General features: G+C 51.6%; 17 protein-coding genes. 6 read left to right on the top strand and 11 right to left on the bottom strand.

The genetic code is table 11. From position 1 onward, the window contains the following. Positions 1-162: 162 nt before the first annotated feature. From ACFVRY_RS24315 to ACFVRY_RS24345, 7 genes are all read right to left on the bottom strand, one after another. Positions 163-3,213, bottom strand: a complete 3,051-nt coding sequence (locus ACFVRY_RS24315) for a GAP1-N2 domain-containing protein (RefSeq protein WP_387502870.1) — start codon at positions 3,211-3,213, stop codon at positions 163-165. Next, positions 3,210-4,472: a hypothetical protein gene (locus ACFVRY_RS24320; RefSeq protein ID WP_387502871.1), complete on the bottom strand. Its 1,263-nt coding sequence runs from the start codon at positions 4,470-4,472 to the stop codon at positions 3,210-3,212. The genes ACFVRY_RS24315 and ACFVRY_RS24320 overlap by 4 nt, the downstream gene beginning before the upstream one ends. Positions 4,473-4,578: 106 nt before the next feature. Next, complete coding sequence (locus tag ACFVRY_RS24325; RefSeq protein WP_387502872.1) at positions 4,579-5,214, bottom strand: beta-mannanase; 636 nt, start codon at positions 5,212-5,214, stop codon at positions 4,579-4,581. Between the two features lie 24 nt (positions 5,215-5,238). Then, positions 5,239-6,513: a vWA domain-containing protein gene (locus ACFVRY_RS24330; protein ID WP_387502873.1), complete on the bottom strand. Its 1,275-nt coding sequence runs from the start codon at positions 6,511-6,513 to the stop codon at positions 5,239-5,241. An 83-nt stretch (positions 6,514-6,596) separates the two neighbouring features. Then, the gene (locus tag ACFVRY_RS24335; RefSeq protein WP_387502874.1) at positions 6,597-8,981 is read right to left on the bottom strand and encodes a transcription initiation factor TFIID; all 2,385 of its coding nucleotides are present in this window, start codon (positions 8,979-8,981) and stop codon (positions 6,597-6,599) included. A 4-nt stretch (positions 8,982-8,985) separates the two neighbouring features. Then, positions 8,986-12,375, bottom strand: a complete 3,390-nt coding sequence (locus tag ACFVRY_RS24340; protein WP_387502875.1) for a tubulin-like doman-containing protein — start codon at positions 12,373-12,375, stop codon at positions 8,986-8,988. Positions 12,376-12,409: 34 nt separating this feature from the next. Then, complete coding sequence (locus tag ACFVRY_RS24345; RefSeq protein WP_387502876.1) at positions 12,410-14,230, bottom strand: vWA domain-containing protein; 1,821 nt, start codon at positions 14,228-14,230, stop codon at positions 12,410-12,412. A gap of 194 nt (positions 14,231-14,424) precedes the next feature. Here ACFVRY_RS24345 and ACFVRY_RS24350 point away from each other — a divergent pair, with 194 nt between their 5' ends. The 6 genes from ACFVRY_RS24350 to nrdF all read left to right on the top strand — a co-directional run bounded on the left by ACFVRY_RS24350 (position 14,425) and on the right by nrdF (position 21,167). Continuing rightward, entirely contained in the window at positions 14,425-14,577 is a 153-nt protein-coding gene (locus tag ACFVRY_RS24350; RefSeq protein WP_387502877.1) for a hypothetical protein, read from the top strand. Beyond that, positions 14,570-15,496 carry a hypothetical protein gene (locus ACFVRY_RS24355; RefSeq protein ID WP_387502878.1) on the top strand — a complete coding sequence of 309 codons (927 nt, stop codon included), beginning with the start codon at positions 14,570-14,572 and terminating at the stop codon, positions 15,494-15,496. The genes ACFVRY_RS24350 and ACFVRY_RS24355 overlap by 8 nt, the downstream gene beginning before the upstream one ends. A gap of 32 nt (positions 15,497-15,528) precedes the next feature. Then, entirely contained in the window at positions 15,529-17,310 is a 1,782-nt protein-coding gene (locus ACFVRY_RS24360) for a hypothetical protein (RefSeq protein ID WP_387502879.1), read from the top strand. A gap of 427 nt (positions 17,311-17,737) precedes the next feature. Then, positions 17,738-18,097, top strand: coding sequence for a class Ib ribonucleoside-diphosphate reductase assembly flavoprotein NrdI (gene nrdI / locus ACFVRY_RS24365; protein WP_387502880.1), 360 nt, complete (start codon positions 17,738-17,740; stop codon positions 18,095-18,097). Beyond that, positions 18,084-20,168, top strand: coding sequence for a class 1b ribonucleoside-diphosphate reductase subunit alpha (nrdE, locus tag ACFVRY_RS24370; RefSeq protein ID WP_387502881.1), 2,085 nt, complete (start codon positions 18,084-18,086; stop codon positions 20,166-20,168). The genes nrdI and nrdE overlap by 14 nt, the downstream gene beginning before the upstream one ends. A 39-nt stretch (positions 20,169-20,207) precedes the next feature. Next, positions 20,208-21,167, top strand: coding sequence for a class 1b ribonucleoside-diphosphate reductase subunit beta (gene nrdF / locus ACFVRY_RS24375; protein WP_387502882.1), 960 nt, complete (start codon positions 20,208-20,210; stop codon positions 21,165-21,167). A gap of 156 nt (positions 21,168-21,323) precedes the next feature. Here the strand turns inward: nrdF and ACFVRY_RS24380 are convergent, their stop codons facing one another. The 4 genes from ACFVRY_RS24380 to ACFVRY_RS24395 form a co-directional block, all read right to left on the bottom strand. Beyond that, on the bottom strand, positions 21,324-22,244 hold the full coding sequence (locus ACFVRY_RS24380; RefSeq protein ID WP_387502883.1) for an ADP-ribosylglycohydrolase family protein: 921 nt from the start codon (positions 22,242-22,244) through the stop codon (positions 21,324-21,326). Positions 22,245-22,354: 110 nt separating this feature from the next. Continuing rightward, positions 22,355-23,353 (bottom strand): Gfo/Idh/MocA family protein, encoded by a 999-nt coding sequence (locus ACFVRY_RS24385; protein ID WP_387502884.1) that lies wholly within the window; start codon positions 23,351-23,353, stop codon positions 22,355-22,357. Between the two features lie 79 nt (positions 23,354-23,432). Next, the gene (gene mutT, locus ACFVRY_RS24390; RefSeq protein ID WP_387502885.1) at positions 23,433-23,819 is read right to left on the bottom strand and encodes an 8-oxo-dGTP diphosphatase MutT; all 387 of its coding nucleotides are present in this window, start codon (positions 23,817-23,819) and stop codon (positions 23,433-23,435) included. A 398-nt stretch (positions 23,820-24,217) separates the two neighbouring features. Next, positions 24,218-24,943 (bottom strand): YceI family protein, encoded by a 726-nt coding sequence (locus ACFVRY_RS24395; RefSeq protein ID WP_387502886.1) that lies wholly within the window; start codon positions 24,941-24,943, stop codon positions 24,218-24,220. Between the last annotated feature and the right edge of the window lie 24 nt (positions 24,944-24,967).

A 24,967-nucleotide genomic window follows, 5' to 3' on the forward strand; every position in this document is an offset into this window, starting at 1 on the left:
AAATTTTAATCTTCCTAATGATAGCTATAATCCCCCGGTATGTCCATAGAAAAACTGCCAGAATCGGTTTTTCCCCATTTTGACAGTGAAAAAACTCCTAAATACTGCAGAACCATAACTTGTCCAAGTCATAACTCTGCAGCTGTTCAGGAGTAGCAATTGTTATTTCTTTTTCGCTTTTGCTGTAGCCGTTGGATCAGGACTTACTTCGTCCTTTGCCGATGACTGATCAGAGGATGGCACCGGAGCCTTCTCGAACAACTTCAGCTTATAGTTCCCAGCCTCAATCGTGCTGCCTTGTGCCAGTGGGGCCCCGGGCTCTAGCTCAATGGTTACCTGATATTGGCCCTCTTCCAGGACTGCCTGTCCTTCCTCTCCCTCTGATGTAGGCGAAGGTGAAGCGGCAGGATCAATCGTTGAAGATGCCTGCTCTTTCTGATTCACAGCTTTACTAGCTTGATCAGTCACTGCATCCTTGGCATTAGCCGATGAATGCGGAGAAGCATCCGTTGCCGTTCCATCTGCGTTTCCGGCTGCATTACCCGTATCAGAATTCCCTTCTCCGGAGGAATCTCCTAGATCCGATGATGGTAATGCACACGTACTGGTCGTAGCTGTTACTTTATACGTAGTCTTGGTTTCATCGGTATGGAGCACACTAATCTCAGCCGGCTTGAAACTATCGCACTCAGCGGCGGTAGGGAAAATAAACTGCAGCTTACTACCCTCCTCCTGCTCTCCGTCAGGTGCCAGTAGATAGGCAATAACCGGCAGTTGGTCAGTAACGGCTGTCTGGACCGGACTTGGCTGCAGATTGGTCTCCGGCAGAGTGCTATCTTTCCCGTCTGGCCGCAGCATGCTGATCGCTATAATTGCAATAACCAGGACAATTCCAATTGCGAGCCCCGAGATCAGGATTTGAAATCGACTGCGGCTGACCCACCGCGCCAGCGGTGAAGCCAATTGGGAGCGGGCTTCATCATATACATTTTGCAGAGCAGGACGTGCGGCTGCAAGATAGGTTTTGCGGAGTTCGCGATTCTTGAAAGCTTCTCGGTCATTGTTATTGAAATATTTCAGAATTGCTCGGCGGTACCCCGGCTGCAGCTTCTTGTTCGAGATTACAAACAATGGATTGCCTTGTGACCAAGCCAGGAAGCGGTAGACGGTCTCTTTATCCGAACCTGCTTTCTGGTTAACCAATTCCAGCAACGCCTCGTAGTCCAGCGGACCGCCCTCACGATGACTGCTATAATAAAAGCCCAGCGGCAGCCGTTCGAAAGGTTCAGCGGACCTTGCCTCCTTCAGCCAGCGCCGTCCAAGGAGCTGCACATCATCCAGCTCTTTTGGAGTCAACTCGGCGAAAATCCCTTCATCCGGCCCCTCTTCCCCGAACCAGCGGTAGGCGGCCCGCAGCGCGTTCTCCTTCTGCTTACTGATTTGATCCAGCGGCGGATACCATTTGGCAGCACCTTTGGGATAACGCAGGAAGGCAATATCCAGTAGTTGTTCCTTCGTTAGTTCCGCTAGGGACAGACGGTTCAGCAGAAAACGGTCAGCGGCCGCAGCCAATCCGTGCAGAAGTTCAAGCGCTTCAGGCTGGATACCACCGCTACGCCGCCGATCCTTCTCAGCTTTCTCCACACGCTCATGAATCCCGGCCACAGCGACAACAGGATCGGGTTCACGCTGAAGCTTTTCCAGCAAGTAATCCTTGGGTCTATCCTCCATAAAGGTCTGCTGAAGCACCTCTGGCAGCGTGCGTCCCCAATAGAGTACAAAACCTGCAATATCCGCTACTGATGCGGCGGCAGCCAGACGGTTCTCCAAATACGGCTCCAAAAGCCTCCGGCGGAAGATCGACTGACCCAGCACTTTTTTGAAAAAGGCCGCACTCAGTTCTTCTTCACTTTCGATAATGGCATACGCCGCCTTCAGGTCGTCCTCTCGCCCTTGGTTGCTGTTGTTCAGCATCCCGTTAATGAAATAATCGACGATACGACCCCTGTAATTATGTCCCGGCAGCACATAGTAAGCCTTGAAGCTCTCCATCAACGCAGGGATCAGCGGACCCCCTTGCCGTATCTGATCAAATTCACGGTCAAATCGCTCCAGAAAAATATCGTTCAAACGGACTCGTGACTCCAGCGCGCCGTCCCTTTTGAGGTAGTCCAGCAAGCCACCAAGAACCGCGAATTTGTTCTGCTCATACAAGCTTTCATTGCCTTGTTCAATCTCGTAAAATACAGCCAGTTCATTATAGAGTCCGAGCGATAGCTTGCGTTCCAAGCTTTCCCCGTCCAGCATCCGGTCAGCAAATTGACCGAAATCATGCATGCTGCCGCCGCTGCTCGTGACCTTCCAGGCCAGATCGGCATACTGCTGCCGCAAATCCCCGAATTCGGCATTACTGCTGCGTCCGGAGACGAGATCGAACGTAAAATCCTTCTCCACATTGCGGTCGCCGGGGCGAAGTGAACCTTTCTCTACAAAGGTCAAATGAATATATTTGCGGCTCTTTGGCTCATTGGCATACGTAATGACACCCAGTCTGCGACGGAACTCATTGGGAAGTGCACCGAAAATAACCTCGGTCAGCTCTGCTGCTCGTTTCGACAACTCTCCAATAGGCACATCCAGCGCTATATAAATCTTCTTCTTGCCCGCCACGGAGGTCATCACCGCCTGCAGCAGTGCCTTGAACAAGTCTTCCCCAATATTCAGGGAAGATAACACTGTACCAGGGGCGGCCTGAGTCCTCCTCCCCACCGGGATAGAAGACAGCTCTGGCAAGATGCCACCCAGCTCACCTGTGTAACTTCCCGCAAAATCGGCATGCAGCCAATCCCCATAATGCTCTACAACCTCTTCTGCACGAGCAGCCGGAACAACAAAGTTATGGGCGAAAAAAGCGCTCCGCTGCCCCGTGAAATCTGCCGACTGATAGCGGCTGTTTCCGATGACGGTCTCCCCGTTCTCCGTATGGAACAGGTGCAACGCCGAGGGGTAGGCCGATTCGGCCTTCTCCCCGCGTGCCGTTAGTTCCGCCGGAGCATCATAGAGGCAGAAGGGATGAAGGATTTTTTTGATAAACCCGCCGTCCAACCCCTCCGACTTCGCTACCGTATCGAACCCTTCTGTGGAGCGAAAAATCCCGCGCCGCTCCCGGGTATACATCTGCTGAGTGATCATCGCCCCTGAATGATTCTTCACGGGCCGTCGCTCCCCTCGATGTAATTCAGCTTATGGAGCAGCCAGATGAACGGCTCGTCCACCCGAATCGGGCTGACAACCCCTTCAATCTTCTGATTCACGGGATTGCTGCCGAGTGCGGATACGGCAAAATAAGCAGTGTTGGAGAAATACACATCCATCGTATCCTTGAACGGACGGTCCACCTTGCCAATAAAGCGGCGAATTTCCCCGTCGATGTTATGGAATTCGTCCAGATTCAGCGTTTTGCGGTGCACATAGTTATTGAATACGTTACTGTTCGACTTGATGTAATCGCCGTCTTCATCTTTTAACGAATGGAGCATGTCGCTCTTCGCCAGAACGATTGCGGTAGGAATGTCCGTCTTGCTCTTCTCCTGATAAGCAATAAAATCGCCGAACATGGTCAGAACCACGTCGCGCGGCTCGTCATATTGTGAGACCCATTCGCCCGGACGGTCACCTATGTTGATGCGGATCTTCTCGCGTACCGAACGGATTTGCAGCGGATCAACCATAAACAGGATACCCGCAGAGTTCTTGATATGCTGACCATGCAGTCCCAGGTAATCCTGGTCGACCATCCCTTCACCCGCAACATCGAAGAAGACTAGCGTCAGCGGTGGTTTGCTCTCGTCCTTGAAGACAAACTGGAAGATGAACGGCTCTTGCATCTTTTCCTTCTGTGTCGAAGCCAGCAGATCCCCGCGTTCAAACAGCGGCTCTTCATAGAGCGTACGGAACTTGCGGCTGATCTCGGCATTCAGCGGCATGCAGGCAGCATCAAAATGTCCGGCAGTGGTATGCTGGAGCGTATGAATCAACGCCGTCATGTACACCGACTTCCCAACCTGAGAAGCGCCGATAATGGAGATAATATTACTTGGCACCTTACCAGCTGTGACCGGAAGCTCATTATGGCAGGAAGGGCATAGCCGTCTGCGTGTAAGTACCCCATAACGATCCGTTAGACCGGTGAGTACATTATCTGTGTAATGATGATATTCCTCTGGGATATCGGCTGGACGAATAATCGCCTCGATGTCGTCCACGGTGTCCAGTCCAAAGCGCTCACGGTATTTATTCAGCGCATCGTCCTCGCCAAGCGCGTAATTCTCATCGTCCTCCCGGCTATGCATAGCCCGAAAGACTACGTCCTCCGGCGCAAACTTGGTGAAGCAGAAGGGACATACGATATCGTAATAGAGCGGCCGCGGCTGCGCCTGGTTCTTTTTCATAAAGCGGCTAAAAAAAGACATCTCTCATCCTCCTTAAAGCTTTACACAGTAAAGCCCGTTTCGTTCGTACTGGTCACCTGGACTGCGTGAAGTGTTGCAAATCTCCTTGCTCCTGACGCAGAGCGCCTTACTCCGGCACCAGTTCATAGACAAGCCCATACTTCCGTCCATCGGTGAAAAAAATGCGTACAAAATCATCCTTGCCGATCTCAATCGGCGGAAGCTGGTTACGCCCGGCGGCAAAGTCCTGCACGAACGGAAACTGAATGCCGTCTTCTTTCCCTGCAGGATGGCCACCGCGTTTCTTGACATAACACAGCACATCCCTTGCTACAGGGACCTCTGCCGTAATCGACATATGTACGGTCTTTTGTTTGGAGAACAACCCTTTTTTTTGAACAATAGAATAATAGATCCGCGCCTTGCCCGCACTTACAAGCACACGGTTGGCTTTGTCCCGCTGCTGCACCAGCACGGTCTCACCGTTCTCCGTTTGACGAGCATATACGGTGTACGCTACCAGTCCAATATCATCAAGCCGGTCACGATAACCGTTGTTGGATTTGTATTCTTCACGTGTATAGAGCTTCATTCCGCCAGGCGGAATGTCTCTGGCCACAGGCTCATCTGCAGGGCCTTTATGAATGCATACGGCCTGCACACCATCCGGCCAGCGCCATCTCAGCGTGCAGAACCGATCCTCCACCTGTGTAGTGATCTCTGTGATCAAGGGTGTGGATGAATCTGCATCAGCATACCTCATGACAATAGCTCCTTTCCACTTCTCCTAGAATCCCTTGCTTCCCCGGTTTCTGCGCGGACGCTCGAAGCTGTCCGCTGCTGTAACCGCCTTAGCGGCTCTCGTACCTCTGCGAGTCAATCGGCCTTCACCAACTGGAATGACTCCAGTGAAGACCCCGATGATTGCAGCCAGCACTAGAACAGCCAGAAGCCGAATGAGTGCATCGCTGAAGGTGTGGCCGCCAAGGCCGTATTCCAGAATCAACCCTGCCAGCAGACCGGATACAGCGCCGCCGATGCCGAAGCTCTTGGCCAGATGGCGGTTGTCGAAGACGATACCCAGACCCAAGCCCAGTGCTGCACCGATTAGCAGCAGCGACAGGATCCGGACCGCTGCATAATAAGGGCTGTTCTCGGTAGCATCGCTACGCTCTGTCAGAAGCGTCCGGTCGCCAAGGCGGTCATAGATTTGCTGGAACACATCGCCGAGTCGTCCAGCGTCGGTTACATCATAATATTGCCCCCCGGTCACGCGGGCGATCTCCTGTAACAGCGCCGGACCAGACGGGTCCTCTATGCCCAGCCCAATCGTATTGACTGCAATGCCCCGGTCCACAAAGTCCTGCAGTTCCCGAGCCGTATCCATCTGACTGAAACCGTCCGACAGTAGAATGACCATGGAGCCGCGATCACTTCTGCTGTCGCTGTTAATGACGTTCAGTGCCTCATTCAGCGCACCGCTGATATTCGTGCCGCCATCCGTGGTCTTGAGATTCAGGATAGCTGCCGAGACTTTTTCCCGGTTCCCCGAATTCGAAAGCGGTGTAAGCGGCTGGACTACGGACACGTCTTGGTTAAAAGTCAGCACCGCTACCTGATTGTCCTTGTCCATCCTCATCACGAGACCCTGGGCCGCCGAATAACGGCGGTTGTCGGGATCGCTTTGGCCCATACTACCGGAATCGTCGATGGCCATGACCACATCCTTAACCGGCCTGATGCCGCCAAAGTTCAGCTCATACACGAACTCTGTCACTGCGCCGACACCAAAAGCCAGCACCAGTGTCAGGGGCAGCAGCTTCCAAGATAATCCCAAGTAGCGCTGCTTCCATGAAGCCCCGTTCAGTCTTGGAGAGATGATCTCGGCGATCAGGCAGCCTACCCCGATTCCCAGCGCTACGATCGCGAAGTAAATGCCGACAAGCACGATGGATGGCAGGTCTGTGAGCCAGCGGCCCAGTAGCCATTCTCCGATCAGAAAAGCTACGGCCCCCCCGATCAATGCGAAGAAGAGCAGGAGCATATTAATTTTACGCTGCATGTTCATTCATCCTTTCCGGTGGAACATTAGTGAAACCTGATTTGAAGCTGTTCTTTTCTCTTCCTTGCCTAATGCATGCATCTTTAACGCAGCTCAGGAAGATGTTCCTCTTCGATGGCATGCAGCTTGTAGCCGTTCTGGATGTAAGTCTCGTAATATACCCGGCCATTCCGGTAATACAACAGATCCTCCAGATGAAAGCCGCCCATAAGGTTGAGCTTCTCCACCCCGCTTCTGCGTTGCTCATGCACGAAGCCCAGCCGGTAGATCCGGGTCGTCTCATCCACACCGTTGACGTAGCGCAGGAATTCAGAGGTGCTGTCGCCGAAAAAATATTTTTCCTCATGCCGATGCTCTTGCGTATATTCGAACAGCCGCACATTGACAATGGCTCCTTCTTCCAGGCTGCGGTAGAGCCGCTTGAACAGCTCTTCCTTAGACAACACCTGCGTGTTGTCATAAGCGACCGCCACATTGGCCCGCCGGAGCAGCTCCTCTTCAAAGGAAAGTGTGAATGCCTCAGCCGCCAGTAATTCTCGTCGGCAGATTTCAATCAGGCGTTCTACAACCGCCTCTTGACCTTGGTCCAGTAGCTGTGACAGACTGCCCAGATACCGTTCACTGAAGAAGACGCCAGGACCACGCCGGGTCTCGATCTCCTTCATCACCTCTTCGGTAACTACACCATAGTACTCCATGATGTTCTGCCCGATGTCGTCGCGTGTCCGCTGGATGCTGTCCTGGGCAATGCCACGCAGTTCTTCCTCAAGCGTCTCCATGATTTTTACGCGGGCAATGCTCTCCGCATGAATCCGTTCCAGCGCAGCTTCTAATTGTCGACATAGACCCAGCTCGGATTCAAGCTGTAGCAATTCATATTTTTTGCCATAAACGACTGTAAACAGATACTGGATAAAGTTGCGTACCGTACGCTTGTCGAACAGCGGCACACGCTGGAATGGCTGGCGCTCCACAGTGTCACTGTAGAGCTGCTCAAGTTCAGCCTTGGCATTCGCCAGTACGGACCGGAGACCGCCCATATGCTGGCGCAGCCCGTACAGCAGGCTGCCAGAATCGTCACGTTCAGCCGTCCACTCTGCCAGCTGATAGAAGGTCACCGCAGGAACTGCCGCTTCTTGCGCAGCCAGTAACGGCCGCCAATCCCGTAGCGGCTCTATCGACTCCAGCCGCCCTGCAGCAGCGGCAGTGAAATTGCTGAGGAAATAGTCGCTTCCTCCGCTGCCGAACAACAGCTCCTCTGCCTCCCGCAAGGACAGATATTTCAATTCGTTGTAAGATGGACGACCGTGACTCATCAGTCCCGTCATCTCTTGCAGCCCTGCTTCATCCGGCAGAAGCAGTGAGGAGCGCTCACGCAGGGTATCGGCGCCAAGTCCGAACAGGGACTGCCGCTCACGAACGCCAGGCGTACTGCCTTCACGCATGTTCGCCGCCAGCCGCCGGAAGCCATGATACAGGACCGCCAGGGCAATCTGCATATTGGGCCTTCTTACGCTGGAGAAACCTGCGGTTGCGTAGCCCTGTCGACCGGAGCTGCCCCGAATGCCACTTTTAAATGTCATATTGTTATAACCGCCGTGTCCGCTAGCCTCATCGGAGGTAGGCCGAACCCGGTTTTTCAGAAGACTAATGTGAGAGATGATCTCGTAATTGTCCTGCATGCCGCCTGTGGACATCATGCCTCGCTCATTCTTGTCGGACAACAGATAGACCAGATCAAATAGCTGGGAAGGACCATGGCTTACCGGAATGGATAGCCCGTCTTCAGTCACAAGCAGCGGCGCACGGAACGTGTAGTCCGGCATCTGCATTCCATCCAGTTCACGCATAAAGGCCAGTCCGACCGAACTAGAATATCCGAAGTTGTCGCCCTGCTCACGTTCGTTGATCAGGGCGTACAGGTCTGTCTGCACCGATTTGAACGATTGGCCTAGCACAGCGCGGGCCAGTAGCGTTATCTCCGGTAAGAACACATTAAGCGGGTCATCGACCCGCGTAATGATAGAAAGATGGATAACGTCAAAGGAAGAATACAGCCGTCCATAATCCGCTATGCTGTTGCTGATCCGCCGCAAGGATCGGTTCATCTCCGCCAAATAGCGGCTGTCCTCTTGAAATACGCGGTAAACATCCGCTCGGACAGTACGTGGATCATGTCCCGCCGCAGAGGGTAGGGTCATGGGCATAACCCGCGGGCTCCCACCGGCCCCGTACCCTACTGGACTTCCCCCTTCCGGAAGGGTGTGCATAGCCATAACGCCTCCGGCGTTATCCCATTTGCGTTCGCAGCTGTCCAGTACCGGAGCGATAGCTGGGGCAATCTTGTCACCTACGAACAAAAACAGGGCGGGATAATGGATGCTGCTGCGTCCATCCCCCTTGCTGCGCAGCGCCTCCTCCTGCTGCGCATATTGTTCTCCATAAGATAATGCTAATGATTTAATCATAGGATTATTTCAGCTTTCTGCGGATACTGCCAAGCTTGCCAGTCATGCTCTTGTAGAATCCATACATTTCGTCGCCATTGGCATGCTCTACCCGCTCATACTCTAGACTGTCGCGAGCCTCCAGGAAGGAGACATAAAGACCTTCCAGTTTATACAGCAGCGGAGATACATCTTCGGCTGCGGTCATCTCGCCCGCACGGCGCGCTGCCTTGCGCAGCAGCACACTGCGGCTCTTCTCGTCCAGACTGCGGAAATGACGATACACAGCATACTCTACATAACTGCGTTCCTTCATCAGATTCGCGAATGGCTCCCAAGCATCTTCTTCTTCATCACGATCATAGACATACAGCGCACCTTTCTTGATGATGCTGTCTGTATATAAAGCTTCAAGGAACTGGTCCATCCACTTCTCTTCATCCAGATATTGATGCAGCAGTGCATCCAGTTCTGCGGCCTTAGCCTCCAGCTCCGCAACCTTCGCCAGTTCTTCACGGACACGGGTAATCAATTGCGGGGTGCGAATCAGATTCTCCTTCGCCAGATCCTGATTGACACTGCCGAAGATATCCTTGACCGCCTCCCGTTCCAGTCCCTTCTCCCGCAGCAAGCGCAGTTCATCCGCAGCCTTCTTCACCTCTCCAAGATTCGGGCGCGGCGCTTGTAACTGCAGATCGAAACCTTTCAAGAAGGTTTCAAGATCAAACGGCTTCGTGAAGATGACCGAATAGCGGCTGCTTGTGTTTTCATCAAGCCCCTTTTCGACAATCACACCTGATGCCAGCGCCTTGTCGAAATCGGCACGAACACGAGCATTGTAATCACGGACGCGGGCATTGACGTAAGTGTCGCCCCATGATTTTTCCGGAATTGGCGACGGTAGATAGGTCCAGTTGTTCTTGTCTGTCATCACCAAATGGCGGCCAATGCCTTCCTTGTCCAGAATGGTCCGCTCGTAGTTCTCCTCAAATACGCGCAGCGGTGTATACACGAAGAGTGGCACTCCGTTGCGTGTGTTCAGCCAGAAAATACGGTTCTTAACTTCGCTTTCCTTGATCGTAAAGTGTGATTTGCCCAGCGCATTATTCTGATAATTGCGAATACCTTTCAAGATGCCCGGCGCTTTGACAGGAACCGAAACGAAGCCCCAGGATGGAAAATGAAGATTGCCCGAACTGTTACTAAGATGGAAGGTCGGCACAGCCTCCTCGTCCAGCTTACCGGCGATGATACGCTCCACAAATTTATCGAGCGGCTCCTCATGGCCATATTTCATTACGAGGAAATCTTCCATAGAACGGGTGATCAAATCACCGAACTTATCGCTGAGGAAATCAGAGATGGAACGAACAACATCAATCTCCTGCTCTCTGACCCAGCGCCCGGAATGCTTGAGCATTTCCCGGGTGAAGTCACGAATCAGATCGTCGCCGTCCTTCTGGTCCATAATCTTGGAGATCGTCGCTGAAATATCCGGTACATTGACGATGTTCCAATAATAAGTTTTGTTTCCTTTATGATCAGACTGCTCTTCACCGTTAATGAGGATATCCCCATTCTTGGCAAAAATCGAGCTGAGCGCACTCAGAATTTCTGTGAACACACCATAAATCCGGCTGTTCTCTTCGTTCAGCAGCTCGTACAGATCCTCATAAAACTCAATCATTCGCTCGGTGCGCTCTACATCAGCATGCAGCCAGTACTCATTGATCTTCGCTTCAATATAAGCGTTCTTCTTCTTCTCCTTAGAGACAAAAGCACTCCGGGCATCACCCAGCTTCTCGTCCGCACTATCCTGCGCCGTCTCAATATCACGCGGCAGTCGCAGCAGACTTTCGCGAAGCGTCTCAATATATGACTGAATCGACTTCAGGATACAGAAGCCTTTTTCGGTATAAAGTAGCCGCGAAACATAGAATGGTCCTTGCTCCGGATGGAGGAAAATCCGCTCCAGCTCCTCGCCAAACCGGCCGACAATTTCTCCCGGAAGCTGCTTTCTCGCCTTGATGTACTCCTCACGCGCACGCGAAAGGAAATTCTGCTCCAACTCTGTATCCATGCTGACAACCTGATTCTTGATCACATTGGCATGGTTTAGCCGTTCGCTGTTCTCAAAGCCCGGCAGCGGCTCAGGCACGCGGGATTCAAATGTCTTGACCATGCTATCAAGATCGATGCCCAGCTTGCGGGCAAACTTCTCCACGTCTTCTTGCCCCGGCCCTTGCTGGAACATTTTCTCCATTTTATCGAACAGACGGTAAGCCAGATAGGTCGTCATTTCCTCGATCGGGAGCACAGCAGATGAAGCCCCAATAATATTGTATTCATAGTTTGCCGGATAAGCCTTGTTCATCTGGGCAATATTGGTGCGGATGTTGCTAATATAGTCATGAATAGCGAATTCTTCACCGGACTGCTTCTCTTCACTTGCCATAAAGTTGGTAATATTCTCTGCTGTTACGTTCATGCAATAATCATAAGCGTTCTCCAGCAGCTTGCCTTCAGTATTGGTCGCGGAGATGAGATGGCACAGATTGAATGGAGGCAATGGCGAATTTACGGTCAAAATATTACCGTACTGCTGACGGAATCGTTCGCCCCGGCTGTCTACATTCATCCAGTAATCCAGTTCCTTCAACGCCGCATATCCGTTCTTGCGGATATATTCGCGGGTATGTTCGCTGAGACTCTTATTCGAGAGATTCACGTCTGGTGTAAACAAATAACCAAGCGTGTTCACCCGGTCAATCCCCGCAGAGCCAAAGTCGCGCTCAATAATGCCGCGCACGATATAAGCGATATCCAGGAAAGCACCGCTGCCCGTTCCGCCGGAAAGTCCTGTCAACAGAAACACCATCAGCTTCTTGTTGGTGCCTACAGACAGTGTCTTGATCTTCTTGTCAATGGCGCCAACCACTTGGTTGATCTTGGTGAACAAGAGCAGCCGTCCCGCCTGACGCACGCCGGCAGCGCCGTTCATACCGTCCGTAATGCTCAGCTCAGGGGACAGCCAATCCGTGATATACGGGTCCAAAATACTGCGGTTCTGCAGCAGTCCCCCGATTTCGGCATTGGCCAAGAGCACGAATTCATTCTGCGAATCGAGCCCGATGCCTTTATATTTTTTATTACGATCCTGTTCGTTAGTTTCAAAAGCCAGAAACTCCACATTATCCGGCTTGTCCCGCTTCTTCTTGGACAACGGATCTTCTGGCAGCTTGAAGCGGCGGTTGATCTGATATTTCAGGCGGAGGAGGGCGTCAATGCCCGTGCCCCCCAGCCCGATGATGAGTATAGGATTGTCAATCGTATCGACTCTGATCTTATCGCTGACAATTCCCCCGCCAAGCGATACATCCAGTTGCTGAATATGCTCTCGTACTACCGGTTTCATAAGCGTTCCTCCTGAACTGTACTAAAGAATCTGGCTAAACCAGGTATTCCAGTAAAATTGTTTTGTCCACGCTATGCAGTGATACCGAAACGCGGTCACCACTTTTCAGTTCCAGACCACGCGACGCATCGGCGGCGCGTCCGGATCTCTCCACGGTAATGCCTTCGCCGCTGCGGAGCAGCAGTCTGTCGTTCTTGCCCGGAGTGAAGACGAGCTTCTCACTTTCCTTGAGCTCAGGTGCTAGTTGAAGCAGCTGGTGCAAGTTGAACTTGCCTCTGAATGCAGCCAGCTTCTTATACTGCGGATAAGTCTTCTCCCCTGTATTCTCGTCCCGTACCTCAATGACGATCTGCCCGGTAAAGCCGCGTGTCGCCTGCTTCCGCAGCAGCCACAGAGCAACGCCAACTGCCAGCAGGAGTACAATCCCGCCAATAATATAATACAGGGTCATTGATTTCGGCTTGTCAGCGAGCGGGTTACTGCTCTCCGGGGCTGCTGTAGCGCCGCCAGTTCCAGCAGTACTTTTTTTGGCACTGACTGTCACAGGATCACTTTCACGGTAAAAACTTCTTTCCTCTGCACGCACCTTCAGCTCGTAATCATGGCTCTCCTTCACCTCAAAGGTCCCTTTGAAGACATCCCCGGTGTTATCCATCGGGATTTCTTCAGTAGCGCCCGTATCCAGATCCTTGGCCAGCAGAACGGCCTTCATATTCTGATACAAATTGCTGAGCGTTACCTGAGTACCGTTGCTGAACAGGTGGGACGCAATATCGATCTTGTCGCCTTTTTTATAGGATGCGGAAGGCAGCGCATCTATTTTAAGTTCCAGGTCATAGTTAAAAACGAGATTAATATCAATTTTATCCTTGGGCACCCCTTTGATCTGGAGCTTCCAATCGCCCTGCTGCGGAGACAACAGCTTGATCAGGCTGTAGGTCTTGGACTTCGAGAGCAGGACATTACCTGAAGGTATAGCTACTTCTTTCCCGGTGGGGTCCTTTAGCTTCGCAGTTACCGGCTGTGAAGACATAATGGAAATATTGGCCTCCAGCACGCTGGCGTTTGGAACATTCACCGTTACTTCCTGAAAGCTGCCATTCCCTGTAATCGACTGCACCGGTACGATCTTAAGCTTGAGATGGCTGGCAAAAATTTCGCTCAGGATTTGCGGCAGATCATCTGCCGAATCTGTAGAGAATGCCTTGCCTCCCGTCTTGGTAGACAGATCAGCCAGAGACTGTTTGTTCAGCTTGCCATCGGCATTCAAACCAATGGTATAAATGGGATAGCCGCTCTTCTTGGCTTCATCCAGCGCTGTATTCAGCTCCTGATCCGATTGGCTCTGGGTCCGTCCGGTAGCTTTGTTAAAATCGTTGTTGCCGTCGGCAAGCATGACGATGAGCGGTTCATGGGAAGGATCGCTGCCATTCTGCAGCACCTTCACTGCCTCCTTCACGCCTACGGCAATATCCGTATAAGCGCCGCGGTCCAGCCCGTCAATGAAGTCCTTCAGATCCTGCTTGTCGGTCGCCGAATTGATCTGCAGCAGCGCCTTTTCCCGCTGCACCTTATCGGTGTAGGCCACTATCCCGACCTTGTCTCCTTGTGCGGACAGCATATCTATGAACATCTTCATTGCTTCGTTGGCAATCTTGTTCTTGTCACTCTTGTTCATGGAGTTGCTGACATCAATCAGCAGCACGGCGTCAATGTGAGATGGCGCCGGGGTTGCGGCATGAGCCAGCCCTGCCCCTAGCGGAGCAATCGCAATGCACAGGGTCAACAGCAGCGCCGGAATAAGGCGCCAAAAGACAATCTTCGATGTTTTTCTACGGTGGTCGTTATGAAGCATAAAGATGGCTCCTCTTGTGTTATAGTAGGCAAATATGGGGAATCAGCCAAAAAGCTAAAATCTGTAAATAGTATGCCATTATGATATAATTAAACCTTGTAAACTTCAACTTTTAGGACTGATGAACCGTTTAGAAAAAACGCTATAATTCACTTTTTTCGCTGCACTATCTTCCAGAAGAAAGGAAAAGTCCCATGATTTCATACGTTATTCTCGGAGTTACGTTCCTATATGTCGTAATTCACATTGCAATCTATGCCTCTCGCCAGCGGAACCCGCTAACTCGGGAAGATATGGATGAGATGCTGCTCGCCACCTTAAATGGAGGTGACAAGGTCCATGAGTAAGAAGAAGCCTGTCACGTTCCGGCCCTTCAAGGCGCCCCGCTATTCCTTCGACAAGCTTCGCATCTGTAGGCGCTGTGGCCGCTATACCGCTCTTAACGAAGAGCGCTGCACCAAATGCGGCAAAGCCTCTCTAGTTTCGGTGGAGAACTATGCCAGAGCCCGTGCGGGACGCAAAATGAACAATCGACTACTGCTAGTCTTGCTGCTTACCCTAGCCGCGGTTTATTTTGGCGATAACACGCTGCAAATGGCCCTGTGTGGTGCAGGCGGACTCCTACTGACCGGGCTTCTCTACTATACGCAGCGAAAAGTCAGGCAGAACGAAAATTTGCGCGCTCTGGAGCACCTGTTGGCCTACAATATCGGAATCATCAAGGAGGGGCTGGAGCTCAACCGCCAGGAAGCAGTGTCCGTCCTTCGTGAAAATGATGTGCTGGCGTATGAGAAGCTGCGCGAGATTGCCATTCTCTTGCGTGGCGACCGGGTAGCCCGGCAGCGGGTCGCCCTCCTGCACGGCTTTCAGCTCCGCAAGGATATGGATCTCGAAATGGAGCAGCTTCTGCTGAGTGAGTTCGAGCCGCTACTGGCCGAGTACATAGGAGAGATTGCCAAGGTGCGCCGGGATCTAATCAAGGACCGCACGCTACGCTATGTTCAGGCCTATGAGACCCAGATTCGGCAAATGGATAAAGGAATCGCTATTCTGACCGGCGTGGCTGGGGCAGCCGTCCGTATGAAACGTTATGCGCTACTGCACTCCCGTTTCATCGGCAGATACGTGCATGAACTGCCCAAGGACCGTTTCTTGCGATTATCCCGGCTGATCGAGGCCAATCCTTATGAGCCCTGGAACGGGCTTGACCAGACTGTAGCCGAAATCCGTGAATTCAAGTATCGCTGGGACCCTGAATTTCAATAAACCATCGTATGGCAAAAAAGAGGCTATAATATATGACGATCAAAGAAGTAATATCCCTGCGAAATTTTATGATCATTTTGTGTATATTGATGCTCTTACTGCTGGGGCAGAAGGCCCAGCGCATGTCTGACAAGGTGAATGCTGTGCAGGAAGGTGATCGCCTACATACGGCAGGCGACCTTATCGGCGCAGAAGAAAAATACCGTGAGGCGAGAGATAATCGCTCCTTTCAATACAAAGAACAAGAGATAGCAGCACGATTGGAGCAATTGGCCCCGATCACAGCCATCCGTACTGGCCTGGACAGTGTTGCCCGATTCGCCAGCTCGCAAGCCCTGTCAGGTGACTTTGAAGGATTCATGAAGAGCTATGACGATCTTCTCAAGCTAAAAGCTCAGTATATGCAGCCCGGGGACCCTTATGAAGTCTATTATCGCAAGCTGTCCGCGGCGTCGGACCTATCTGAGGAATGGACGACCTTCTTTCAGCAATTCAAAAAGCAGTTTATGGACACCCTTGCCCAAAACGGTAACGGAAACGATGGCGGGGATGAAGTAAAATGGAAACTTCTGCAGATACCGGATGCCTTCTTCGGCGGTGCACCTGCCAAGCAGAAGCAACTGAATGCTGCGTTCCGCAACCACGATACCGGTCAGTTAAAGGCCTTGGCCGCGGCCGGAAGCTTCGGTCCCTTGCTGGAAAACACCCTGTCCATGCAAAAGGCGTACGTCAGCCATAAGTATGCTGCACCCTGGCTCAAAGAGCAGGTGGAAAGCAGCGGACGAATCATCCTGAAGAAAGATTTGGAGGGTAAGAACATATCCGCCTTCGCAGAACATGCTGCCGCCTATCGCAAGTTCGTAAGCAGCGCAGGCTTCAAGGCAACCCAAGTGCTGAAGTACATAGATGCTCAAAATGCCAAACTGCTTAATAGTGCCGCGAGCAAAGCCAAAAACGGAGCATACGAAGACGCAATCAAGCTCTACACCGAGCTATCTCCATTAAAAGATCATTCGGAAGACATTGCGGCGGTCCGTCTCGCCTGGAATATAGCTGATCCTGTGCGGTTGCTCCCCGGAGGTGGGGATCGGGGACGCTACAATAATGTAATTTCCGGTAAAGGAAAGTACGGGACCAAGGTCTATGTTGCGGCAACTGACAGCAGCGGGTCTCTTCATTATGCCGTAATGAATAAGGAAAATGCTGTGTCATCTTTCTCCATGGGCGTTATTCCCGGATTCCCCTCCCTGCACCGGATTTTCTTTGACGAGGCGCTTGCGGCGGCCGCCGGAGAACCTGTCGTTGTTGCTGAAGCCGACAGTACGGACGATAACGGCAGGACTCTTTTTACTGGTTACGCGCTTCAGGCGCAAGGAATTTCACAACTGTTCTCCTTTAGCGGAGACAGCTATGAACTTCAGCCAGATGGTTCCATACTTGTGCATAATGTTGGTACTGGTGCCGGAGATGGTACCGCGGGGCAGACAGCCATTTATCGCAAATCGGGAGAAACTTACCAATTCTCCGAAATCGTACAAGCGTACCCGCCAATTCTGGCGTCGGAGCTGGAGCTTCATCCTTTTCAGAATGTAGCGATAAGCTGTGAAATCTATCTCGACAATTCAGGCAGTGCTGTCGCTTATGCTGATGGGCGCTACATCCTGCTTCAGGGCTATCAAGGGTCCATAACAGGCCCCATGCTGCTAAGCGGTCAGTTCCAGAACGGCTACGGTATACTGCAGACCGAAACTGGTGAAGAGAGCGTGCCCATATTTGTGGTAACTTCTACTGGGAGTCTGAGTATAGTGAACTAAGTGAATCAAGTCAGCACAGACACCCTCCTGGATTGAATTCAGGGGGGTGTTTATTGCCGGCAACTTTTCCTCCATTCACAAAAGAGACAAGGATCATTTTTAAATTATTTTTGCCCTGGGGAGCTCTCTCAGTTGCGCATTCTGGATCTGATCCAAATCCCTTATTCCACCTGCCCTTTCGCTGATATTCCTTCTTAATCCATCTCCTTTTCTAGTATGAAATCTCGTGATTTGCGCGTTCTCCCTACCTCTTGAGATCTATTGACTTCTCCATATCTAGTGTTAAAATGATTAAGCGTCTCTAAATATAGTGTTATTCCGAAGAAAACGGTTTATATACAGGGTAAACCCTATCAGGGCGCGGTTTATCCCAAAATCTAATTTTAATAAGCTGGAACATTCGCTTCCACTAAGGAGGAAAACAACCATGCTGATCGCTTATGACTCCAAAACAGGCAACGTCAAACGGTTCATTGGCAAGCTGAAGCTGCCGGCCGTACAGATCGAAGAGCATATGACGATAGACGAGCCTTATGTACTTGTTACATACACCACCGGATTTGGACAAATTCCAGAGAAGGTGTCTTCTTTTTTGGAGAACAACCATACAAGTCTTAAAGGAATCGCCGCCAGCGGCAACAAAAACTGGGGTCAACTGTTCGCGAATAGCGCAGATTTGATTGCAGAACGGTACAATGTGCCGGTAATTGGCAAGTTCGAGTTGTCGGGAACTTTTGGCGATGTAGAACGGATTAAACAGGAGGTGAACCGAGTTGCGGCATATTGAGCTGAACAACATGCTTTTGAAGAGAGACGAAGAAGGATTCTTCCAATTGGATAAGGACCGCGAGGCGGTTGTGGAATTTATGGGAGAAGTGGAGCGACGCAGCCTTACTTTTACAGACACTAAATCCAAAGTGGATTATATGATAGAGAATGATTACTACGAGAACCTGTACGAACGCTACAGCGCTGAAGAGGTTGAGGATGTTTACCGGATCGCACATGAATATGGCTTCCAGTTCCCATCCTACATGGCGGCTTCCAAGTTCTATACAGACTACGCGGTGAAGACCAATGACCGGAAGCAATACTTGGAGCATTACCCGGATCGTGTAGCTGTGGTGGCTCTGCATCTGGGTCGCGGCAATGCCGATACTTCTCGTGTGCTGGTCCGCTCGATGATGGAGCAACGTCTTCAACCCGCTACGCCGACCTTCCTGAACGCGGGCAAAAGCCGCCGAGGCGAGATGGTCTCCTGCTTCCTGCTCGAAATGGATGACTCTCTGAATTCGATCAACTATGTTCTGAATACTTGCATGCAGCTCTCCAAAATCGGCGGCGGCGTAGCAGTTAACCTCTCGAAGCTGCGCTCGCGCGGTGAGACGATCAAAGGCGTGGAAGATGCGGCCAAAGGTATCGTGCCTGTGCTGAAGCTTATGGAAGATGGATTCTCCTATGCCGACCAGATGGGGCAGCGTAAAGGCTCCGGGGCGGCTTACTATAATATTTTTGGCTGGGATGTGCTAGAGTTCCTGGATTCCAAAAAAATCAATGCCGACGAAAAACTGCGGCTCAAAACGCTGTCCATCGGGCTGATCGTGCCAAACCGCTTCTACAAGCTGGCCCAGGATAACCAGCCGCTGCATGTGTTCGCACCATATAGTGTATACCAAGCATACGGCATCCATCTGGACGATATGGATTTGGACGAAATGTACGACAAACTGCTTGCTGACCCGCGCGTTAAAAAGAAAGTCGCGATGGGCGCACGTGAGATGCTGACCAAGATCGCCATGATTCAGTTGGAATCAGGCTACCCATATATTATGAATAAGAGCAATGCCAACAAAGCGCACGCGCTGAAAAATATCGGCCAAGTGAAGATGTCGAACCTTTGCACGGAGATTTTCCAATTGCAGGAGACCTCGGAAATTACGGATTACGGTCAAGCAGACACCATCCGCCGGGATATCAGCTGCAACTTGGCTTCACTCAACATCGTCAACGTTATGGAGCATGGCAAAATCCGTGAATCCGTCCATGAGGGCATGCTGGCCCTAACAGCTGTCAGCGATATGACCACCGTCTCCAATGCCCCAGGCGTGGCGAAGGCGAACAAGGAGATGCACTCCGTCGGACTGGGCGTTATGAACCTGCATGGTTATTTTGCGAAGAACAAGATTGCTTATGAAAGTGAACAAGCCCGGGATTTCGCCCGCACCTTCTTCATGACCATGAACTTCCACTCGCTGGAGAAGAGTATGGAGATCGCTGCCGAGACCGGTGAGACCTTCCATGGCTTCGCAGAATCGGATTATGCCTCAGGCGTCTACTTCGAGCGTTATCTGACTACGGATTACCGTCCGGTGACACCTAAGGCACAAGAACTGTTCAAGGATATCTATATCCCTACCCAAGCGGATTGGGCGCAATTACGTGATTCTGTTATCAAAAATGGCCTGTATCATGCGTACCGTCTGGCGATCGCGCCAACGGCTAGTATTTCTTATATCCAGAATGCTACTTCCAGTGTGATGCCGATTGTGGAGCAAATCGAGACCCGGACCTATGCGAACTCCACCACGTACTATCCGATGCCTTATTTGCAGCCTGACAATGTCTTCTATTATAAATCCGCCTATCAGATGGACCAGTTCAAGGTGATTGACCTGATTGCCGAGATCCAGCCCCATATTGACCAAGGGATTTCCACCGTCCTGCACGTGAACAGCGATGTTACCACCCGCGAGTTGGCGCGCTGTTATCTCTATGCGGCACATAAAGGGCTGAAGTCATTGTATTACACACGGACCAAGAAGCTGTCTGTCGAGGAATGTATCACTTGCTCGGTATAACCGTAGGCTTTTTTTGAACAGAAAAGGAGATTACAAGATATGAGCGCTATCCAAGCCGTAAACTGGAACCGACCGGACGATGATTTCACCCTGATGTTCTGGAACCAGAACATTATGCAATTCTGGACCGATGACGAAATTCCACTTTCCGATGATAAAATGTCCTGGCTAACCCTCAGTGAGCTGGAAAAGGATGCCTACATGAAGGTACTCGGCGGTCTGACTCTGCTCGATACCGTACAGGGCGGCGTGGGTATGCCGCAGATTATGGAGCATGTGGACGGCCTGCAACGTAAAGCGGTGCTGGGCTTCATGGGGATGATGGAACAGATTCACGCCAAGTCGTACAGTAGCATTTTCACAACCCTGGCGAGTACTGAAGAGATTGATTCCGTCTTCCGCTGGGTAGAAGAGAATCCCCGCCTCCAGACCAAGGCAGAGACCATCTCCCAATATTACAAGGCGATCGAATCGAAAAAAGACTTGTACCTCGCCATGGCGGCCTCTGTGCTGCTGGAGAGCTACCTGTTCTATAGCGGCTTCTTCTATCCGCTCTATCTGGCTGGTCAAGGCAAAATGACTTGCAGCGGCGAAATCATCGACCTGATCCTGCGCGACGAGAGCATTCACGGCGTATACGTCGGCGTGCTGGCCCAGGAGATTTACGAGGAGCTGGAGGAAGACGAGCAACGTGATCTACACCAAACCCTAGTGGGTTTAGTACGATTCCTGCACGCGAACGAGGAAAAATATACCGAAGAGATTTACGCCTCCATCGGGCTCGTAGAAGAGGTAAAGACCTTCCTGCGCTACAATGCCAACAAGGCGATGATGAATCTCGGACATGATCCGCTTTTCGACGAAGAAGAGATCAACCCGATTGTCCAAAATGGGATCAGTACCCATACGAAGCAGCATGATTTCTTCTCCAAAAAAGGCAACGGCTACGTTCGTGCCATGAACGTGGAGCCTTTGAAAGACGAAGACTTCCTGTTTTAAGTTATCATCCTGATTAAACATAAACAGCCAGGCCCCGGTGAGGGGTCTGGCTGTTTTGTTATGCCTAACGGATGTAAGTATTACTGTGAACGCGAGTACTGGGCGGCCAGGCAGCTGCTAGATCGCCGCCCATTCGCTCAGCCTCCACGCCTATCTCTAGGCACGCTCGCGGTACAGCCTTTCGGCATAGTCCGTAATAACCTCACGCATGGCGAGCTTGTCTCGCCACGCTGCAGGAATGCCCGAGAGCCCATAGTAGGCTCCGGCAATCTGTCCATAGACGGCGCCGGTGGTGTCGGCATCATCGCCCAAATTCACTGCTAGCAGTGCACCTTCCGCGAAGCTTGTGGAGCGATGGAAGGCCCACAAGGCTGCTTCTAGCGATTTCACCACATAACCAGAACCTTCGATAGACGGCGGTTCCTTAGTTTGGTATGAACCTTGTAAGATTTCCTCTATTGCCGGGGCCAATGAACCCTCTTCCAGCCAATCCCGGTATGCTTCAGGAGCTAGTATCTCCTGCTTGCTCCACCCACTAAGTGCCCCCACAAGGATGGCAGCCATCAGGCGGCACGCATGCAGACAGGCTTCGGCCTGGTGCGTCGTCCTTGCGCTGACCGCTGCATACGCTATCGCTTCCTCCGGCCGTTCCGCGTAGTACATTACGGACGGGGCCAGCCGCATAATAGGTCCGTTTCCGGCTGCTGAAGGCTCCACCGAGCCACTAAAGGTCTCGCCTGTGGCCTCATAATGAAGCAATGCCGCACGCGTGGCATTGCCAATATCGAAACATTCACCCGTGCTGCTGAGATGCCCTTCCCGGAACCATCTTACGTACCGATTCATCTGATCTCCAGGATCAAATCCGCCCTTCTCTAGCAGGCTCTCTGCTAAACATAGAGCCATCGATGTGTCATCGGTCCACTGGCCTGCTCTCAGCCCAAAGACCCCACCACCGACCATATCCTTCATCGGCTCGAAGCTTCCTGGTGGTTTGAACTCTACTGTTGTTCCCAACGCATCTCCCACCGCCAAACCAGTCAGGCAACCTAGATAACGGTCCATTTTAGCGATCATGCTTCCCCTCCTTGTGCAGTCTTATGATCTATGGCTATATACAACAACACCCCTCGGAGGCGACACAAGTCGCTGCCCCAAGGGACGTTTAAGATTACGCTCCTGCTTGATTATTCGCCAGGATATTTGAGGCCCCACTGGGCGCGGATATCATCCAGCAGTTTTATAATCGCCAGCGACTCTTCTAGCGGAAGGGTCGGACTTTCCGTCAGTCCCTCCGCCAGACAACGTCCGACTTCCTCGGCCTCAAAGGCATAACCGTGGGAGACACGATCGTCCTTGAATGTCTCCACCTTTTGATCATTGATATACAGCTCGACAGATCTCGGATTGACCAGTGTGTCGGGAATGACAATATAGCCCTCTGTGCCGAAGATATAGGCCTGTTCCAGCATTTTTAATCGGACGCCCCCGTTGATGGAAGCCGCCTTGCCATCCCCATAGGAGAGCAGCAGCGAGAAATGTTCGTCCACGCCTGTCTCACCGATGTGGACAGTGCTTTGAATACGCTCGGGGTGCGGCCCGAAGATCATCGAAGCCAGGGAAATCGGATAGATGCCGACATCGAGTAGTCCACCCCCGCCGAGCTTGGGATCCAGCAGGCGGCTGGATGGATTCCAGTCAGCGCGGAAACCTAAATCTCCCTTTACCAGACGCACTTCACCGATCCTCCCTTCTGCAACCCACTCCCGAATCTTGGCATGTACCGGAAGGAAACGGCTCCACATCGCTTCCATAAGAAACAGCTTCTGCTCCCGGGCATAGGAAATTAGCTCTTCTAGCTCTGCACTATTCACGGTGAACGGCTTCTCGCAGAGCACTGCCTTGCCTGCACGCAGTGCCAATAGCGCATTGTCCTTATGGAACGGATGCGGCGTGCCGATGTACACGGCATCCACCGCTGGATCGTTAACCAATTCCTCATAGGTAGCGTAGGCATGCGGAATGCCATGATTTTGAGCAAATGCATCAGCGCTTTCCTGGCTACGCGATCCTACAGCATGAGCTACACCGTTACTAGCGTGCAAAAGATCCGAGACAAATTGGCTGGCGATTGATCCGGTGCTGATAATTCCCCATTTTATCGTGTAAGCGTTATCGTTAGACATTGGCGTCTCTCCTTTGGTGTCTTTTCCTAGATACCTATGATTCTATCAAACCATTGTTCCTAAGTAAAAAAGATCTCCATCAGGCATTGCGCATAAGCCGTTCCACAAACGGGATATCTGCCGCCGCAAAAGTATATACCCCCAGTTCTCCTGGCTGAACCCAGCGGTACTCATCATGATCCGTCAAGGTAATCGTTCCGTTCACATACTTCGCCTTCCAAGCCATTAATGTAAGATCTATGCTCCCATAGCTATGCTCATTCACCCCAAAGGCAGCATAGGGCCGGATTTCAATCCCCATTTCTTCCTGCAGCTCACGGATTAGACATTCCTGCACACTTTCGCCTGCCTCCAGCTTACCGCCCGGGAATTCCCACAGGCCCCCTTGTGACTTGCCCTCACGTCTTCTAGCTATCAGTACCTTTCCCGTCTCATCGTAAATAATGGCCGCTGCAACTTCGATCACGGATTAACCCTCCTGAATTTTCAAATACGTCTCAGTTCTCTAAAGGGAGTATACCATTGCACGCAAATAAAAGACGCTTTCCAATGCCGCGCGGGCTGGAAAACGTCCTTTGTTCATATGTCTTATGTTGATTTGATTGCTATATAAGACGCACTTCAGATCCGAACGTAAGGCTCTGTCGTCACTACGGTGGAATGTTTGGACTTCCGGCCGCTGTTGTCTCCAGATTTCTTGGGATTGTACCGCTATTCGCGGATAAAATCCGGAGAGCCCTATGCTTCCGATGTAAGCTTTCCTTCGGAAAGCTTTTAGGCGGGCGCTACCGCTCCTATAGTTCCAAACTTCCCCCTCCGTTCCTTCTCGCTTTTGTTACTTCTTGTTTCATCTTATATACCCTGTTATTTGTTCAGTACAAGCTCCAAACGCACGTCCAGATTATTTTCAGTACTCAGCACAATGGTATGCGGGTTGCTTAGGCCGAAATCTCCAAAAGTAACTGTAGTTGTTCCCGACAAGAGAAGCTGTCCTTTGCTATATACGGCCTGTGTCTGGAAGGTAACATCTTTTTCAATTCCTTTTACCGTAAGGGTTCCCTTCATCTCAACCGGGACAGGCGTTCCCTCACTCCATTCAGTCGGAAGCTTCGAGAACGACTTCACCGTAAAAGTAGACTCTGGATGCTCTGCAACCGACAGGAAGTCCCCGGATTTAACATGCTCGTCTCGCTGCGCATTGCCGGAATCCAAGACATTCATATCCACAGTGCCCTGTCCTGCCATAGCTGTGTTGTCATCCAAATTTACGTTCCAACTGCCCTGTACCTTCTTATCCACAAAATTAACGGTTTCCTGTGAGGTGGTCACCGACCAGTATACCTTCGATGTATCGGCAATCTTCCATTCGCCGTTTAATTGCTCTGCTGTAACTGCCGCCCCTGGAGCTTGTCCCTGCGCTGCTTCTGCGGTTCCCGATCCGCTATTGGTGTTGTTTTGCCCTGTAGCCGGGATAACCGACTCGATTTCGATTTTATTGCCCAGGGACTTGTTCAGCAGGGTGTACCCCGTAATACTTCCGGCGACAATAACAACGCCCACAAGAATCAGTAACGATTTCTTCTTCACCATACTTCCCTCCATCCCAAATTCCTT

This window comes from Paenibacillus sp. NPDC057934 (assembly GCF_042887565.1).
Taxonomy (GTDB): Bacteria; Bacillota; Bacilli; order Paenibacillales; family Paenibacillaceae; genus Paenibacillus_AQ.